Annotated in this window: 12 protein-coding genes; 6 read left to right on the top strand and 6 right to left on the bottom strand. The window is 68.9% G+C overall.

The window, feature by feature from the left end; translation table 11 throughout:
* Positions 1–39: 39 nt before the first annotated feature.
* Complete coding sequence (locus FHR84_RS13165; protein ID WP_179535775.1) at positions 40–1,224, bottom strand: 5-(carboxyamino)imidazole ribonucleotide synthase; 1,185 nt, start codon at positions 1,222–1,224, stop codon at positions 40–42.
* A gap of 599 nt (positions 1,225–1,823) precedes the next feature.
* On the opposite strand from FHR84_RS13165, the gene FHR84_RS13160 reads away from it, so the two are divergent.
* The 4 genes from FHR84_RS13160 (at position 1,824) to FHR84_RS13145 (ending at position 5,137) form a co-directional block, all read left to right on the top strand.
* Positions 1,824–2,402 carry a hypothetical protein gene (locus tag FHR84_RS13160; RefSeq protein ID WP_179535774.1) on the top strand — a complete coding sequence of 193 codons (579 nt, stop codon included), beginning with the start codon at positions 1,824–1,826 and terminating at the stop codon, positions 2,400–2,402.
* Positions 2,403–2,496: 94 nt separating this feature from the next.
* Entirely contained in the window at positions 2,497–3,234 is a 738-nt protein-coding gene (locus tag FHR84_RS13155) for an ABC transporter ATP-binding protein (RefSeq protein WP_179535773.1), read from the top strand.
* The gene (locus tag FHR84_RS13150; RefSeq protein WP_179535772.1) at positions 3,231–4,532 is read left to right on the top strand and encodes a hypothetical protein; all 1,302 of its coding nucleotides are present in this window, start codon (positions 3,231–3,233) and stop codon (positions 4,530–4,532) included. Before FHR84_RS13155 ends, FHR84_RS13150 begins: the two co-directional genes overlap by 4 nt.
* Positions 4,529–5,137: a hypothetical protein gene (locus tag FHR84_RS13145; RefSeq protein WP_179535771.1), complete on the top strand. Its 609-nt coding sequence runs from the start codon at positions 4,529–4,531 to the stop codon at positions 5,135–5,137. Before FHR84_RS13150 ends, FHR84_RS13145 begins: the two co-directional genes overlap by 4 nt.
* 979 nt (positions 5,138–6,116) lie before the next feature.
* Here FHR84_RS13145 and FHR84_RS13140 read toward each other — a convergent pair.
* Positions 6,117–7,007: a hypothetical protein gene (locus tag FHR84_RS13140; protein WP_179535770.1), complete on the bottom strand. Its 891-nt coding sequence runs from the start codon at positions 7,005–7,007 to the stop codon at positions 6,117–6,119.
* A 174-nt stretch (positions 7,008–7,181) separates the two neighbouring features.
* Here FHR84_RS13140 and FHR84_RS13135 point away from each other — a divergent pair, with 174 nt between their 5' ends.
* On the top strand, positions 7,182–9,608 hold the full coding sequence (locus FHR84_RS13135) for a sigma-70 family RNA polymerase sigma factor (protein WP_179535769.1): 2,427 nt from the start codon (positions 7,182–7,184) through the stop codon (positions 9,606–9,608).
* A 192-nt stretch (positions 9,609–9,800) separates the two neighbouring features.
* Complete coding sequence (locus tag FHR84_RS13130; RefSeq protein WP_179535768.1) at positions 9,801–10,424, top strand: GtrA family protein; 624 nt, start codon at positions 9,801–9,803, stop codon at positions 10,422–10,424.
* Positions 10,425–10,778: 354 nt separating this feature from the next.
* Here the strand turns inward: FHR84_RS13130 and FHR84_RS13125 are convergent, their stop codons facing one another.
* The 4 genes from FHR84_RS13125 to FHR84_RS13110 all read right to left on the bottom strand — a co-directional run bounded on the left by FHR84_RS13125 (position 10,779) and on the right by FHR84_RS13110 (position 17,256).
* A complete protein-coding gene (locus tag FHR84_RS13125; protein ID WP_179535767.1) occupies positions 10,779–12,278 on the bottom strand; it encodes a family 43 glycosylhydrolase in 1,500 nt (499 codons plus the stop codon).
* Positions 12,279–12,414: 136 nt separating this feature from the next.
* A complete protein-coding gene (locus FHR84_RS13120) occupies positions 12,415–14,958 on the bottom strand; it encodes an alpha-L-arabinofuranosidase C-terminal domain-containing protein (protein ID WP_179535766.1) in 2,544 nt (847 codons plus the stop codon).
* A 326-nt stretch (positions 14,959–15,284) separates the two neighbouring features.
* Entirely contained in the window at positions 15,285–16,559 is a 1,275-nt protein-coding gene (locus FHR84_RS13115) for an ATP-binding protein (RefSeq protein ID WP_179535765.1), read from the bottom strand.
* A 22-nt stretch (positions 16,560–16,581) separates the two neighbouring features.
* Positions 16,582–17,256 (bottom strand): response regulator, encoded by a 675-nt coding sequence (locus FHR84_RS13110; RefSeq protein WP_179535764.1) that lies wholly within the window; start codon positions 17,254–17,256, stop codon positions 16,582–16,584.
* Positions 17,257–17,481: the final 225 nt, after the last annotated feature.

Here is a 17,481-nt window from a genome sequence, read left to right as displayed (position 1 = left end):
GCCGCCGGGGTTCGCCGAACCTGCGAAGGATCGCCCGGTTCAGTGCACCGAGTACCCGTCGGGCCACTCCGCGTGCGCCAGCCAGTGCGCGGCCAGCCGCGCCTGCTCGCGCGCCTCGTCCATCCGGTCGCCGAGCACGTTGACGTGCCCGACCTTGCGCCCGGGACGCTCGGTCTTGCCGTACAGGTGGATCTTGGCGTGCGGGTAGCGGGCGAACAGGTGGTGCACCCGCTCGTCCAGGCCCATCCTCGGCTCGGTCGGGGCCGCGAGCACGTTGCCCATCACCACGGCGGGCGCGGTGAGCTCGGTGCTGCCGAGCGGGTAGTCGAGCACGGCCCGCACGTGCTGCTCGAACTGCGAGGTGCGCGCCCCCTCGATGCTGAAGTGGCCGGAGTTGTGCGGCCGCATGGCCAGCTCGTTGATCACCAGCCCGTCCGAGGTCTCGAACAGCTCGACGGCGAGCACCCCGACGACCCCCAGCTCCTCGGCGATGCGCAGCCCGATGTTCTGGGCGCGCTGCCCGAGCTCCTCCGAGGTGTTCGGAGCCGGTGCGAGCACCTGCACGCAGACCCCGTCCGACTGAACGGTCTCCACCACCGGCCAGGCGGCGCCCTGGCCGAACGGCGAACGCGCGACCAGCACGGCGAGTTCCCTGCGCAGCGCCACGCTCTGCTCGACCATCAACGGGGTGCCGGCCTCCAGCAGCTCGCCGACCGTGCGGTGCGCCCCGTCGGGGGTGTTCAGCACCCAGACGCCCTTGCCGTCGTAACCGCCGCGAGCGGCCTTGAGCACGCACGGCCACCCGTGCTCGGCCCCGAACTCGAGGACGTCCCCGACACCGTTCACCTCGGCGAACGGCGGCACCGGAAGTCCCAGCTCGGCGAGCTTGTTGCGCATGACGAGCTTGTCCTGCGCGTGCAGCAGCGCGTCCGGTCCCGGGTGCACGGCGACCCCCTCGGCCGCGAGCGCCCGGAGATGCTCCGGGGGGACGTGCTCGTGGTCGAACGTGACGGCGTCGCACCCGCTCGCGAACGCGCGCAGGGCGGCCAGATCGGTGTGCGAACCGATCTCCACGTTCGGCGCCACGAGAGCCGCCGACTCGCCGGGAGCGGCGGCCAGTATCTTCAACGACTGGCCGAGTCCGATGGCCGCCTGGTGCGTCATGCGCGCCAGCTGGCCACCACCGACCATGCCGACGACGGGAGTTGCGGTGCGGTGGTCCACAGAGCGGATACCTTACCCGGTCCGGGTGAACGAACCCGCACCGAGGGAGCGCAACGGCTCACCGGGGGCTTCCGGGGGTTGACGGCCGGAGCGGGACTTTACCTCCCGCCGAACAGTCATCCCGACGACCGGAACGGCGAAATCCAGGTCGGCCAAGACGGTGCCGACCACCAGCGGCGTGCCTACCAGTCGCGGGCCGCGCCGTTCCCGACCGGACGGGTGAAACGCTGGCAAAGCTCCTCCGAGCACCCACGGCTGCGCCGCTGGCTACACGTGCCCGCGATCACCCCACGCATCGTCCGCCGTGACACCGACACCTCGACAAGGCTCGAACACCACCGCCGGGGCGTCGAACGCACCGTCTCCCGGTTATCCAGCTGCCGACACCCTGGCCTCACTGCGAAGACCGCGGAAACATCCCCACCGCATTCCTCACGCTCGCCGCCGCTCTCACCTGCCACAAAACCCCCGCACGAGGCACAGCCTCAACGATGCTCCGGTTTCAACTCACCTGCGTAACCCTCGATGAACACCATTGAAATCCGATACCGCGGGGCACTCGCGACAAAAACACAAACCACCAAAAAGAGCAAAAAATAATGATCAACATCACAAGGAAAAATTTCCGAATTGGATGTTTTCCGGAAACCAGTATGATATTTACTGCCCCCGGCGAACACAGTAAAGCTGTTGACTTATCTGCAGAACCCCTATACCTTCAGTGCGACAATCCACAAGAAACCACAGGAGCCATCATGCAGTTTTCATCTCCAACAAAGAGAGTTTTGTCAATACTAGGAATATCCATTGCCAGTTTTTTGGCTTTTTCGGGGGCAAGCGCAGCAGACAGTTTTGGCTGGCGGATGGATGATGTTACGACTGGGTTCGAATCTCGCTACTGGGAACAAGGCGCCGGAAACTCCAGCGTCCGTGTAAACTGGTGTGAATATGACTACCCAACCGAGGGATGGAATGCAGTCCAAATAGAATTTTGGCACAATCTCGGATGGGCACCAGACGACAAGATCGGTGCAGCCGATTACCTATGTTCGCAACAGCTTCCAGGAGACCACGCCTACACCAACTTGGTAGCCGGAAAATACTACTTCATGGTCGGAGAAACATACAGGAATGATCATGGCTTCGATGCACATGGAGGCGTAGGACACCCAGCCTGAATTTGAGTTAGGTGTGGCCCATGCCTCGACATGGGCCACACGTTTGTCTGATACAGTCCCCGCCTGTTCACAGTGGATTTTTGAAGGTGGATTTTTGAATACGGTTCTTCGGATCAACGGTGTACGGCATGATTATCGTGGCCGTACCGCGCTGCGGGACGTGGACCTGGCGTTGCCGGTGGGTGTGACGGCGTTGCTGGGGCCGAACGGGGCGGGCAAGAGCACGTTGTTGGGGTTGCTGTCGACCGTGTTGTCCCCGCAGCGGGGGCGCGTCGAGTTGAACGGTTTGGATCCGGTGCGGGACCGGCGGCGGTATCGGGAGTCGATCGGGTTCCTTCCACAGCGGTTCACCGCACCGGATCAGTTGACCGTCGCGGAGTTCGTGACGCTGTCGGCCTGGTGGCGCCGGGTGCCCCGACGGGAACGTGGTCCCGCTGTGGAGCGAGCGCTGGAGGCGACCGGGCTGGGAGAGCGAGCCACGTCGAAGGTCGGCGAGCTCTCCGGCGGGATGCTGCGTCGGCTCGGCATCGCGCAGGCGCTGGTCAACGAGCCCCCGGTGCTGCTGCTGGACGAGCCCACGGTGGGGCTGGACCCGCGTCAGCGCAACGCGCTGCGCGAGGTGATCACCGAACTGGGGGCCGAGCACACGGTGCTGTTGAGTACGCACCTGACCGAGGACGTGGCCGCGGTGGCCGAGCGGGTGGTGGTACTCGACGAGGGACGGGTGGTTGCCGATTCCACGTTGGCTGAGCTGACCGGCGAGGAAACTTCCACCGCTTCCAGCCTGGAGGCAGTGTACGAGCGCTTGCTGGGAGTGGGGGTGCCGACATGAGTGTGCTGTGGATCGCGGTGCGGCGCAGCGCCGCGGTGTGGGCGGCGTTGCCGGTGCTGGTCTTCACCTGGGTGGTGGCCCGGGACCGGCAGGGACTGTGGAGCGGCGACTGGTCGATGGCCTCGGGGCACCTGAGTGCCGCGGTGCTGTGGCCGGTGGCGTTGGTGGCGGCGGTGGCGGCCTGGGACGCCTCGCGGATGCGTCGTGTCGGCGCCGACGTGCTGGAACGCAGCTATCCTCGGTCGGGGCTGGCCTATCTTCTGTTGGCCGGGTTGCCGGCCCTGGTGCTGGCGCTGCTGTGCTCGGCGGTGATGCTGCTGGCCGTGTCCATCTCGATGCGGGGCGGCGGCCATCCGTTGTGGACGTATCTCGCGGTGGCCGGAACGGCCTTCGTCGCGGGCGTCGCCGCGGGCGTGGCCGGTGGCTACGTGCTGCCGCGGTTCCTGGCCGCACCCGCGGTGGGCATCGTGCTGTGGCTGGTGATGGCCTACGGTTCGATCAGCGACAACAAGTACGTACGTGCCCTGGTGATTCGCGACGTCCGGTGCTGCGACGTCTCCCAGAAGCCGTTGCTGGTGACCCTGGCCGGTCAGTGGCTGTGGCTGGTGGCGGTGATCATCGCCTGCGCGGCGGTGCTGTGCTGGCGCAGGCCCCGACTGGCCGGGCGGATCGGCCTGCTGGCGTTGGTGGCGCTGCTTGGCTCGGGCAAGTTCTTCTCCGAGGGGCATTTCCAGTTCACCACGATGCGTCAGCCCGACCAGGGCATCTGCCGACAGAGCCCCGACGGGGCGCGGGTGTGCATGTGGCCGGCCCACAGCGCCGATCTGGACCGGTGGGTGCGGGTGGTCGACGACTACCGGCAGCGGTTCCCCGAACTGAACCCGGCCGACAGCTACGCCGAGAAAGGTCTGGACTGGTCCGGCGGCTCGGCACGCATCAGCGCCATCGATCCGGGCACTCCCGACACGGAGCTGCTGGAGCAGCTGGCCGTGCCAACGGTGAGCCGACCCCCGGAATGCGCCCGCCGGCCGTCCTCCAACGCCACCGCATCCGGCGACCACCAAGCCCTCAGCTATCGCCGCTACCCGGGCATGCGAGCACGCGCCTTGCTGCAGGCCTGGATACTGCACAGGCTCAACCCCGAGCTGAACACCGAACAGCTCAACCCACCACCCAACCGGACAAGCGAGGTCGAACAACTGCTGAGCGCTCCGCAGGACGTGCGACAGGCCTGGGTGCGCGAGGCGATACCGGCCAACAACGACTGCACCACCCCGATGCCGGAACTCCCCGCATGACCCCGCTCCGGTTGCTGCTGCGGGCTCATCGCTGGTTGCCGCACACCGCGGGCTGCGCAGCAGTGGCGCTGGTCAACGCTCTCTTCGGCGCCGACCGACTGCCCGTGCCGGTGCCCAACGTCGGCCAGCTCCACGTGCCGCTGGGCCTGTTCAGCCCACTGCTGCTGGCCTGCATGATCACGCTGTACCTACGTCCGCCCACCAGGCTCTGGGACACCGCCCCACGCTCTCAAGGTGTGGTCAGACTCGGATTGCTGACCGCGACTGCGCTCCCGGCCGCGCTGGCCTGCCTGCCGTTGTGGACGCACAGCTCAGAGCTGGCACTGGCCGGACTGCGCAACCTGGCCGGACTCACCGGCATGACCCTGACCACAGCCACGCTCGCAGGGGCCACCCGCGGCTGGGTCACGGCCTTCCCCTACGTGCTGCTGACCCTACTGCTAGGCACCCACGGCAGCAGCACCACAGGAGGCTACACCGAGCATCCCTGGTGGGCCTTTGCTGTGGAGCGAGCGGCCGATATGACCGCCGCTGTGCTGGCCGTGGTGTTGTTCTGCGTTGCTCTCGGAAGTTACACACTGGCGGGAGCACGAGCTGAACAATAACCGATCAAACTCATGCAACCGCCCCGAGAAATCGGGGATCATTTCTCGGCAGTGCAAAATTCAACCAACAACCTCCATTCCTGAGGAAAGGTAGCTGCAACGCGAGGAGATTTACTCAGAACACACGACCTTCTGTGGACAAGACCACCGCCACGAGCGGGTGAGCTCGTTTTCCGACCGAGGAACACGACCCACGACGGGGCTGTTGCGGTACCAGTCCATTGCAGGGCTTGGCGGGGGCCAGCTGCTCGAGGAGCTGGTGGCCAGGATCTGGCGTGCCCCGCAGTGCGTGAAGCACGTGCGGGACGCCTCCTGCGCTCGGCTCGCACAACTCGGTCGTGACAGCACTCGTCGTGCTGGGCTCAAAGCTGAGCCGGACCACGGGTGGGGTGTGTCCGCGGTGGGGCAATCCAAGATTCCTCAGCTCGCCAGGCGTTTTGTCCCCCTAACCGAACAGGCGGAGCGTCTGCACCCGTCCTCGCCCCCCGAAAGCGCTGCACGGGCGAGTGATTCTGTTGACGGCACCCTGGTCCCGGTCGGCAACCGCACAGGTCACACAGCCAACCACTCCGGAATGCGACGCGGGGCCGGGACTGAACTTCCGCACCAGCAACTTCCAAGGATTCCTTGCAGAATGACTTGCCCGGCTGAGTCGGCTGCTGGCACGTGAGGCGGCGCCTTGCTGCGTTGCAGGGCACCTCGAGCAGCGACCTGCGCCACGTGCCCTCCCCACCCTGCGATGCATCCACCTCACGCACCGGAACAACTCGTTCCGATCCGGACAAGAAAAACCATGCTGAAAGCCCCTGAGTCCCGCAAGGCACTCGCTCGGCCGAGCGGCTCGTAACCGCCCAGAAAGTCGGCGCCGCCTCGGGGCTCCCGTGGGACTCCCGCCAGGACGGTCCCGAAGTCGGGCCCCGCTCACGAGCCCGCGAGGGGGTCAGCCGAGCAGCACCGCGAGGATCGCGCCGCCGTCCTCCTAGAGGGAGTCGACGAGCTCGCAGGCCTCCGCGTACTCGGAGGGCAGCCGAAGCTCCCGGAGACGCACCTCCTCCGCGGAAACGCACGCCGTCCGCAGCTCGGGGTCGGCCCGCAGCCGGTCGGCGATCATCAGCTCGGCCCACGCGCGCCGCTCGGCGAGCCCGCTCCGGATCCGGGTGAGCACCACGGGGGTGGACTCCCGCAGCAGGGAAAGCGTCTCCCCCGAGTCGAAAACGCTCCGGAGCACCTCGGCGGCGAGCACCACCCCCATCATCCTGGCCCAGCGGCCCGTCCGCTCCGACAGCGGCAACGTGACCGCGAGCAGCTCGTAGTGGGCCCCGTCCCGCGCACCGCCCCCGTCGTCGTGCTCTTCCCGGGACGTCTCGCGGTACACCTCGTGCAGCCGCATCCGCAGGTAGGCCTGCGTGGTGAGCCCGGTCAGGGCGTCGACCACCTCCCGGGACGCCGAACGCCCCGCCACCACGTCGGCCCAGGCCACGGCTGTCCTGCGCAGCAGTTCCCCCGGCATGCGGGAACAGTCCCCCGTTACCAGGGCTCCTCCGGTGCACTCCCCCGCGAGCACCGCGTGCAGCGCGGCCAGGTCCCGCAGCGTCTCGTCCAGCCCTATCCCGGCGGCGGCACGCTGCTCCCCGAGTTCGGCCACCGCCTCGGGGAGCTCCTCCTCGCGCAGCGCGGCGTCGCAGACCCTGTCCACCCCGGAGCAGGACCAGTCGCTCGGGAACGGCCACCCGGCGGCGAGCGTGGCGCTCCTCCACCGCGCGCGGAGCGCACGCCTGCGCTCGCGCACGCCGAGCCGTGCGGGTGCTTCCTCCCCGGCGACGGCGTTCTCCGCGCCCGGCCACCGGGACAGTTCGTCGGACGGTCTCATCCGGCCTCCAAAACTCGCGACTCCCGCGAGTGGAGACGTGTGGTCCGATCCCCCATGACGGTGATGCGAATAGCGTTCACCCGAAGAGTTCGATCAGAATCCCCGCTGAGTACAGTCGGCCGAACCGCGTGACCAGACCGACTGCCGGCGACCTAACGAGGGGAGAGCACTAGCGTGGGAACCGCCCCGGGCGCATTCGAGGACTTCGAGGACGCCGGCGACAACGAGCTCATCGAAGCCGTGCGCGGTGGTTCTGGTGAGGCGTACGGCGTGCTCTACCAGCGGCACGTCGCCGCCGCCCACAACATGGCCAGGCAGGTGACCGGGACTTCCACCGAAGCCGACGACCTCGTTTCCGAGGCCTTCGCCAAGGTGCTCACGGGGTTACGCTCCGGCCAGGGACCGAACACCGCCTTCAGGGCCTACCTGCTCACCACGATCCGCCGCACCGCCTACGACCGCGTGCGCAAGGACCGCAAGCTGCACTACTCGGACGACATCTCGGCCGAGGAGAACGCCGACCTGCGCGTCCCGTTCACCGACACCGCGGTGGCCGGGCTCGAACGCTCGCTGGCGACGCAGGCGTTCCACCGGATCCCGGAGCGCTGGCAAACGGTGCTGTGGCACCTGGAGGTCGAGGGGCAGTCCCCCGCCGAGGTCGCCCCGCTGCTCGGTCTGACCCCGAACGGGGTCTCCGCACTGGCCTACCGCGCCCGCGAAGGACTGCGGCAGGCCTACCTGCAGGTCCACCTGGCCAGTCTCGAGAGCTCGGGGCAGGACCTGGACCGGTGCAGGACGACCGTCGAACGTCTGGGCGCCTGGACCCGCCGTGGACTCTCCAAACGGGAAACAGCGCAGGTCGACACCCACCTGGACTCCTGCGATCGCTGCAACGCGCTGGCCGAGGAGCTCAGCGACGTCAACGGCGGTCTCCGGCTCGTCGTCGCGCCGTTCCTGCTCGGCGCCGGAGCAGCCGGTTACCTGGCGGGCAAGTCCGGTGGAACGGCGGCCGCGGCCGGAGCGGGCGCGGCGAGCGGCGCGGCCGGGGTCGCGAGCGCCGCGAGTTCCCTCCCCCGGCAACTCGCCGGGACGGCCGCGTCCACCGTGGCCCTCGTCGTGGCGGTCGCCGTCGGCCTCGCGGCGAGTGGGCAGCAGTCCACCCCGAGCGCGGCCCAACCTCCCCCGGAGAAAACCACCCCAGCTCCGCCCGAGCCGTCCGAACCCGACCCCCGGCGACCGGATCCGCCCCCACCCGCCCCCTCACCGACGGAGCCACCACCGGAGCCCCGGGAACCGGACCGGTCTCCGCCCCCTCCGCCCGGCGAGGCCGATCTGGTCGCGAGCGGCCCGGGCGAACCGATACGGCTCGTCGCGGGAGGGGACCCGGCCACGCTGCCGATCGAGCTCCGCAACAGCGGCACGGCCGCCTCGGCCCCGGTCACGGCCGAGTTCTCCCTGCCGGAGGGCATCGAGGCGACGCTGGCGGGCAGCGCCCCCGCGGAGGACGCTGGCTCCGAACCGGCGAGCACCGGGCCGGCGTGGGTGACGACCGGGTCCACGATCGCGGCCGAGCGGCAGGAACCGCGGTTCGACTGCACGCGCACGGGAACCACGCTGACCTGCACCACGAACCGGGGGCTGCGTCCCGGCGAGACGCTGGAGCCGAACTTCTCGCTCCGGGCCGGGGACGGCGCCCGGAACGGCGAGATCGGGGTGGACATCACCACGGCCGGGGGGATGTCGCTCTCGCTCGCCGACGTGCGTGTACGGGTGACTCCCGGCGACGATCCCGGCGTGCGGATCACCGCACGAAGCTGGTCGGGGTTGCCGTGGTTGGCCTCGCGGGTGCACGCCAGTGTGCGCAACACCGGGGACACGACCGGGGCCGCCCGGCTGACCTTCGAACTGCCGGAGGGCATCAGGCCGATCGGTATCCCCGAGGGCTGTGAGCGCGCGGAATCGCGGGTGCGCTGCACCGAGAAGTTGCGCCCCGGAGAGACGACCGATTTCGCGGTGTGGCTGCACGACTCGCGCTGGTTCTCGCTCCGAACTCCCGTACCGGAGAACTCGCCGTCCGAACCGGCGGTCGAGTGGACGGAGCCGACGCGGATCTCCGTGACGGCCACGCTGGACCTGGCGCGGGACAGCGAGCTCGTGACCCTGACATCGTGGTGCTCACGGCTGCCCGACCACTGGGAAACTCCCCGGAGCTGGTCGGAAACCGAGGAAGGGCCCGCCCCGGAGACACGGCGACAGAACGAGGACCGGCCTCGGGAAGCCCCCGAACCGTCCCCCGCACCGGAGTCGACGCCGGAGCGGACGCCGGAAAGCGGCTCGGACTCCGCGGGGGAACACCGGCGGACACCGGAGCCCAGCGGGGAGAGCTCCCGGGAGAGCACCGAACCCCGCCCCGGTGACGAGGCGGACACCGAGCACCGCGAACGGCACGGGAACCCACCCCGGAACACGCCCACGCGCGAGCCGCGGAACGACGCTCCGCCCCACGGACCGGAGAGCGGGGACGCGGAGGACGGCCCCGGAGGAACCGATCCGCTGTCCCGGTGGCTCCGCGAGAACCGGCTCACGGAGACGCTCGGGTAGTCGGTGCCGAACCGGGCGAGCCGCGGACTCCCGAGCTCGTGCCGGGAGGAACCGGCCGCCCGGAAGCAGGTGGTGGGGCGACCGCGGGATCTCCCGCCACCGCCTCCGGCGGGTTGTGAAGTGTGGCACCCGCGGGGACGAGAACCGGGACAAGGGGTCGGTGAGCGGTTCGACACTCCGTACACTCGGCGGGTGTCGGTAGTCGATACGGTGCTCACGCAACTGCCCGCCCCGGTGCGAACGATCGCCGTCAGACATCGCGAGCTGTTGAAGTTCGCCTTCGTCGGGGCGAGCACCTTCGTCATCGACACGTCGCTGTTCTACGTGCTCAAGTGGACCGTACTCGCGCCGAAGCCGGTCACCGCCAAGGTCGTCGCCGTGCTCGTCGCGACGATCGTGTCCTACGTCCTCAACAGGGAGTGGGCCTTCCGCACCCGCGGCGGGCGGGAACGCCACCACGAGGCGAGCCTGTACTTCCTGTTCAGCGGAATAGCCGTCGCCCTCTACGCCGCACCGCTGTGGATCTCCCGGTACGCCCTGCACCTGCAGACGCCTTACACGACCAGGTTCGTCGAGGAGATCGCCGACTTCACCTCGGGGCAGATACTCGGCGTCCTGCTGGGCATGGCCTTCCGCTGGTGGGCCTTCCGCAAGTGGGTCTTCCCCGCCGACAACGGTGACCGCGGTTCCGTCGGGGAGTCCGAAGCGCCGGAAGGGGACGAGCCCCGCCCGACGTCGGGGCACCCGCGGCGTGAGCCCTTCGGGGGCTCCGCCGGAGCAGGTGCCCCGACGACCAGAGCGGAGAAGCTCCGCTAGGCCCTAGCTCGCAGTGGTGCTCTGCGTGAGTGGCCTGGTAGCCGTCACGTGAGTCGGCACCTCGGCAGCGTTGGACCGTTCTCGAGCAGCGACCTCGGGGGTTCCCTCGGCGCCGCAGGGGCCGAAACACCACCCGCGCAACCGGCGCCGTCAGGCGCTCCCGAGCAGGGGCTGCATTCCGACGCAGGCGCTCTGCCGCTGCGCAATCGGCACCGCCGCGGGTTCTCTCGCGGTGCTCTCGCGAGGAAGGCCCGACGTTGTGCAGGTGGCTACCCGATGTCGGGGCTCCCGGGGCGAGAGCCCGCGAGAGGTTCCGCCAAGCAACCACCTACGACAACCGAGCCGCGCGGCCCCCTAAAGCCGGAAGGTCGCGCGCTCCCGGTCCGCCCTGCTCCGCGGCCGTTCGACGACCAGCCTGCCCTCGCGGTGCGCGAGGTAGCTGTGCGGATCCTCCGACAGTCGGAAGGACACCCCGCCGCGATCGGCCAGCCCCTCGTCGCGGAGGAACCCGCTCGCCCGGCCGTACTCGTCGCTGTCCGCGTAGGGCGCCACGACCGGTGATCCGTCGCTGACGCGGACGTGGTGCTCGGGGAGGTCGACGCAGCGCAGCGCCACCCGGCCTGGGTCGAGGAATCCCGGCACGATCCGGAACTGGCTCCGCTCGACCCGGTCTCCGACCCGCTCGACGACCAGTCGGCCGCCCTCCCCGTGCCGCACGAACGAGTCCGGGCTGTCCAGTGGTGAGAGCCGGACCACGGGCTCGCCCTCCGCGATCGGTATCCCGAGCGCGGGCGTCCCGTCCGGGTACCAGTTCAACTTCTGCACCCTGGTGTGCCGGTTCGGGTCGTACAGCGGATCACCCTCGATCCCGCGGTAGGACCGCGCGTGGTAGACGAGCACGTCGGTCTCGCCGTCCTCGGCCACGGTGAAGGAGTTGTGCCCGGGGCCGAACCTGCTGTTGGCCTCGTCGGTCTCCATCACCGGCCGGGGTGACTTGGTCCAGGAGGCCGGGTCGAGCAGGTCGGAGCGGGCGTCGGCGGTCAGCAGCCCCACGCAGTAGTTGGCGTCGGTGGCGCTGGCCGAGAAGGTCATGAAGACCCGCCCGTTGCGGACCACCACGTACGCGCCCTCGTTGACCTTGAAGCCCCTGGTCTCCCAATCCTCGGTCGGCACGGCGATGCGCACGGGATCGCCCTTGATCTTCAGCGGGGAGTCCATCTCGGCGATGTAGAGGTTGCTGCTGGTGTCGATCCCGGGCTCCTCCTGGGCCCACACGTAGTAGCGGGTGCCCGCGTGCTCGAAGGTGGTGGCGTCGAGCGCGAAGGTGTCCCAGGCCGTCTCGACCTGTCCGCGCAGCTGCCAGGCGTCCTCGCGGGGATCGGCCGCCCGGGACTCCAGGACGTACATCCTGATCCGGAAGACGTCGTCGGAGTCGCCGGCGGCGAAGTAGATGTACCAGCGCCCGTCGATGCGGTGCAGCTCCGGCGCCCAGATGTGGCCGGCCATCCTTCCCGACTCCGGACGTCTCCAGACGGTGCTCTCCCTGGTGTGGGCCAGGCCGTCGATGGTGGGCGCCCCGCGCACGACGATGCGGTCGTACTCGGGGACCGACCCGGTCATGTAGTACATCCCGCGGTGGGGGTACGTGATGAGCGGGTCGGCACGCTGCTCGATCAACGGGTCACGGGTGGTCAGCACGTTGGAGGCCCCGGTGGGACCTTGCCCGGCGCCGCGTCCGGGCTCCTGCGCCGAGGCGCTCGCCGAGGTTCCGAGCAGCGGCACTGCCGCCGCTCCCGCCGCGGCCGCTCCACCACCGCGCAGCAGCGAGCGGCGGTTCAAGTTGTTCTGGGGCATGTCACGTTCCTCCCTGCCGGAAGCAGAATCGAAGTCTTCTGTGGTTTCGATGGCTGGAGCGGTGCTTTCGACGCGGCAGCGCCGAAAGCACCACCACTCCGAGCGAGCCCCCGGAGAATCGGTCGGCGGATTCGAATCAGTTGTCGTGCGTCCTGATCCGCATCACGGTGATCGAGTTGGGCGGGAAGGTGTGGCGGAAGCTCTCGTCCACGCCCCGGATCACCGACTTCTCGGGTTTGATCGGCTGCGACTCGGCGGTGTTGACCGCCTGGGGGTCGCCCTGCAGCGTGGTCAGCCGCGCCGTGTTCGCCGGCCGCGACGCACCGTTGATGTCCAACCGGGTACGAGCCCGGTTGTTCTGGGCGTTGACGACCTTGACGATCAGCTCACCGGTCTCGTTGTCCCTGGTGACGACCTGGCGGAACGGTTCGGCGTTGCGCTCGTCGGTGAAGCTGCCCCACTTCTCGCCGTCGAGGAACAGCGTCACCTTCCGCCCCCGGACCTCGACCCTGATGTCGTACTCCCGGCCGGCCTCGATGGTGGTGTCCTTGGACAGCACGGTCTGCGAGCTGCCCGCGGTGGTCTTCTGCACCGCCGAGCGGGTGTTGTTCCAGCCGCCCAGGTTCCACCAGTAGTAGTCGTCGGTTCCCTCGACGCCGAAGGCGACGAGGAACCCTTCGCTGCCCGCGCGCTTGGTGGCGGTCAGGTTCAGGTCGTAGTCGCTCCAGCTCTTGTCGCCCGCCGTGACCATGGTGTTCTGAACCGAGGCATCCGACTGGACGTAGGCACCGTTCTCGATCGACCAGTCACCGGTGCCGGTGAGTCCGCTCCACTTCGAGGCGTCGCCGGAGAAGTCGTCGGCCAGCAGCGTCTCGCCGTCGGCCGATGTCACCCGCACGTCGTCGTAGGCCGCGCTGGTGTTCCAGGTGGACAGTCCCACCGCACCGCTGATCGGTTTCCGCTCTGCCGGGGTCGAGGACGCCTCGCTGGGCACCACCTCGTCGCCGACGTTGTTGCCGAACAGCTTCTGCGCTTCGTAGCTGGCCGATCCCCACGAGCGGTGGTTGTCGAACCAGATCATGTCCGGGCTCCACTGCGGATCGTCCTCGTGGGCCAGCAGCGGGGCGTAGGAGCTCATCCGCACCACGTCGGCGTTGCGTTCCAACCCTGTCATGAAGGCCGACTCGACCAGCGCGTTGCGGAACTCGTTGCCCTCCGAGGCGTACTCGGTCAGCGAGACCTTCGCTCCCGAGCGGTCGTAGGAGTCGTAGCGCCGGTTGTTCTCCAGGAACCACTGCGGGTTGTTGTAGTAGTGCTCGTCGACCATCTCCGCGTTCTGCTCGCGGGCGAGCTCCCAGGCGCGTTCGAAGGTGGCTCCGCTGTCGTCGGGCCCCGAGTTGGCGACCACGGTGATCCCGGGGTAGCGCTGCTCGATGGCGTCGCGGAACTTCTCGAAGTGCTTGTAGAAGTCCTCGGCCAGGTTCTCCTCGTTGCCCACGGCCAGGTGCGTGAGGCCGAAGGGCTCTGGGTGCCCCATGGCGGCGCGCTTGGCGCCCCACTCGGTGTCGACCGACCCGTTGGCGAACTGGATCAGATCGAGGGTGTCCTGGATGTGGCGCTGCAGCAGCTGCGGATCGTGGGTGGCCTTGTCCTCACCGCAACCGGTGACCAGTGCGGGAACCACGGGAAGCGGCATGGCACCGATGTTCTCGGCGAACCGGAAGTACTCGTAGAACCCGAGCCCGTAGGACTGGTTGTAGCCCCAGAAGTTGGCGTTGGTGGGGCGTTGCTCGACCGGTCCCACGGTGTCCTTCCACTGGTAGGAGCGGCGCCGTTCCCAGTCGGGGGCCTGGTAGGACTCGTGACTGCCGGTGTTGACGAGGCAGCCGCCGGGAAAGCGCAGGAAACCGGGGTTGAGCGCTTCGATCTTGCGAGCCAGGTCCTTGCGCAGCCCGTTGGGCTCGCCCTTGAAGGTGTCGCGCGGGAAGAGCGAGACCATGTCGAGCCGCACGGTTCCCGAGCCGTGCGCGAGCACGCGCAGCCCGCCGGTGTTGGTGTTGTCGTTCGCGACGAAGGTGCCGGTGTACTCGGTCCACTCGTCGCCCCCGACTTGGAGCCGCATGGTGCGCCCCACCGGGGAGCCGGAGCCGTCGGTGGCCGCGACGGTCAGCGGGGTGCCGCCGGGTTGGTCGCTGCGGGCCCGGATCGAGAAGTCGTACTTCTCGCCGCGCTCCAGCGACATCCCGGAGTGGTATCCGGCGTTGGTCACGCCGTAGGCGGCACTTCCGGGGGCGTTCGGCCGCAGTTTCAGGTAGCGACGGTTGTTCTCGTTGAGCCGCTGCTCGTCGTCGACCACTTCGGCGGAGCCCTCGGCACCGCCTACCGAGGTGGTGCTCCAGCCGGTCATCGGGGTGTAGGAGGGGTTGTCCACGGTGTCGTACTCGAAGGAGCGGTTGCGCACCAGCTCCGCGTAGATGCCGCCGTCGGCGGCGTCGTTGATGTCCTCGAAGAAGACTCCGTGCATGGTGTCGGGGATCGATGTCGTCTCGCCACCGGCGTCGACCTGCAGGGAGTAGTCGATCGGTGAGCTCTGGGCGGTGTCCGCGAGAGCCGACGGCAGCAGCGTGCCGCCCAGCAGTGCGGCCGTGGCCAGGCCGACCGCCGAGTGTAATCGGGACATGCGGGCTCCAAGTCCTGTTTCGGATGACCGAGATCCTCTTTGTTTGATATGCCGGACCAAGTCCGATATCCCGAAAAAGTAACCGCCCTCACACCGATGGTCAACAGCATGTGACGGCTTGATCACGACCGAACCGCCGCCGGGCCGGAGTTGTCGGCGCGCGGCGACACCGGAGGTGAAGTGCTCGGCCTCCGAGGACTCAGCAGGATCACCGGCCGTTCAAGGGGCCGACCACCAGCGGTCCCCGCCCGGATGCGTCGACTCGGCAGGCGAGTCCCTCACGGCTTCCGGGACCGCACGACTCGAACCAGCGGCACCGCCGCGACTCAACGCGGCGTCGAATCGGTCCGCCACGGAACACCCAGCACGTCGTCGGCCCTGGCCACGGGCAGATAGACCTCGAACGTCGCGGGCCGCGCCGAGCTGAGCTCCAAACGCCCCCCGTCCGCCTCGACGAGCGCACGGGCCAGTGCCAGCCCCACCCCGGTGGAACCACCACCGGAGAACCCGCGGGCGAAAACGTGCGGCACCAGCTGGTCGGGCACCCCGCTGCCGCTGTCCCCCACCTGCACGAGCACCGTCCCGCTGCCGTACCGAGCGCTCAGGGAAACGGTCCCCTCACCGTGCCGCAGCGCGTTGTCCAGCAGCACCCCGATGGCCTCCCGCAGCCGCGCCGGAGTCGCCCGCGCCAGCAGACCGTCCTCGATGCGCAGTCGCAGGGTCCGCCCCTCGGCGCGGAACTGCTCGCGCCACTCCTCGGAGACGTCGGCCAGCTCGGCCGAAACGTCCAGTGGCTCGGCGTCCCGGGCACGCGCCGCCGTGGCGGCCGCGAGCAGGTCGTCCAGCACTCCGGAAAGACGTTCCGCCTGCTCCAGAGCGGCCCCGGCCTCCTCCGCCGTCTCGGGGTCGCCCGTTTCGGTCAACGCCTCCAAGCGCAGCTGCAGAGCGGTCAGCCTGCTGCGCAACTGGTGCGAGACGTCCCCGACCAGTTCGCGTTCCCGCTGCATGAGCTGCGACAGAGCGGCTCCGGAGGCATCCAGCGCGTCGGCCACCCGATCCAGCTCGGGCACTCCGTGCCGCCTGGGGTCGGGCCGGAAATCGCCCGCTCCCAACCGGTTCGCCCGATCGGCCACATGTCGCAGCGGCTCGGCGAGCCTGCGCGCGGTGAGAATCGCGACGAAACCGCCCGCGGCGGCCGAGAGCACCGCCAACAGCAGCACGCCACCGGCCACCTGGACCTGCTGGGTACGCACCGGGCCGCTGGGCAGCGCCAGCCGCACGGTGCCGCTGCGCACCATCGAGACCTTCTCGACGAGCGGGTTCTCGCCCGGGTCCGTCCCGTAGGTGTACTCGCGGTCCCGCACCCGCACCGTCAACCTGGCGTCGTTGGGCACCACCAGCCGGACGTTGGTGAGATCTATGGGATCGCCCGCGGCGATCTGCTCGTCCAACCGGGTGGCGACCTGCTGGGCCCTACCGGACAGGTCGCCGCGCTTTATGTCCTCGACCAGCTTCAAGGCGCTGACGGCGAGCGGTATCCCGAGCACGAACGCCGTGACCGCGACGGCGAGCAAGGTCGCCTGCAGCAGCCGCCTGCGCATTCGAAAGGCCCCCGAAACCGATTCAGTCGATGTTGAAGCGGAAACCGACCCCGCGCACCGTCGATATCCGCTGCTCGGCCGTACGGTAGTGGCCGTCGCCGAGCTTGCGGCGTAACCACGAGATGTGCATGTCCAGGGTCTTGCTGCCCTTCCGGCTGGGCTCCGGCCACACCTGCTGCAGGATCCGCTCCCTGGTGACGACCTCCCCCGCGTGCCACATCAGCACGCGCAACAGCTCGAACTCCTTGTTGGCGAGCTGCACCTCGTGATCGTCCACGAGCACACGTCGTGCGGTCAGCTCCAACCGGACACCGCCCGCCTCCAGGGTTTCGGGGGCTCCGCGCCGCAGCAACGCGCGAATCCGGGCCATAAGCTCCGCGAGGCGGAAGGGCTTGGCGACGTAATCGTCGGCGCCCGCGTCCAGCCCGACCACGAAGTCGACCTCGTCGGTCCGCGCCGTGAGCATCAGCACAGGAGTCCCCCTCCCCTGGGCACGGAGACGACGACAGACCTCCAAACCGTCCATCCCGGGCAGCCCGAGATCCAGTACCAGCAGATCGACACTTCCCGAGCACGTCTCATCCAACGTCGCGTTGCCGTCCTCGAGCACCTGGACCGAATACCCCTCCCGTTGCAGAGCCCTGGACAACGGCATCGCGATGGCTGGATCGTCCTCGGCCAGCAGCACTACGCTCACCCGTCCCAGCCTAGATGCACTCGGGGACGTCGAGCTGCTGGTGGTTTTGTCCCATCCGCCCGAGAGCGCACACGACGGGCTCCCCGAACGAGCCGAACTCCCACCGGGAACTCCTGACAAAGGACTCCGCCCGACGTAGGTGCTCTGAGCCCGCGCAAGAGGAGGAGCTCCGGGGCGCGAGCCGATGCATCGCACGGCCGGGTCGCTCGCCGCGTAGGCCGCCAC

The sequence above is a fragment of the Actinopolyspora biskrensis genome, assembly GCF_013408175.1.
GTDB lineage: Bacteria > Actinomycetota > Actinomycetes > Mycobacteriales > Pseudonocardiaceae > Actinopolyspora > Actinopolyspora biskrensis.
Note: the sequence above shows the minus strand (reverse complement) of the source record. Positions and strands in the feature narration are given on the sequence as shown.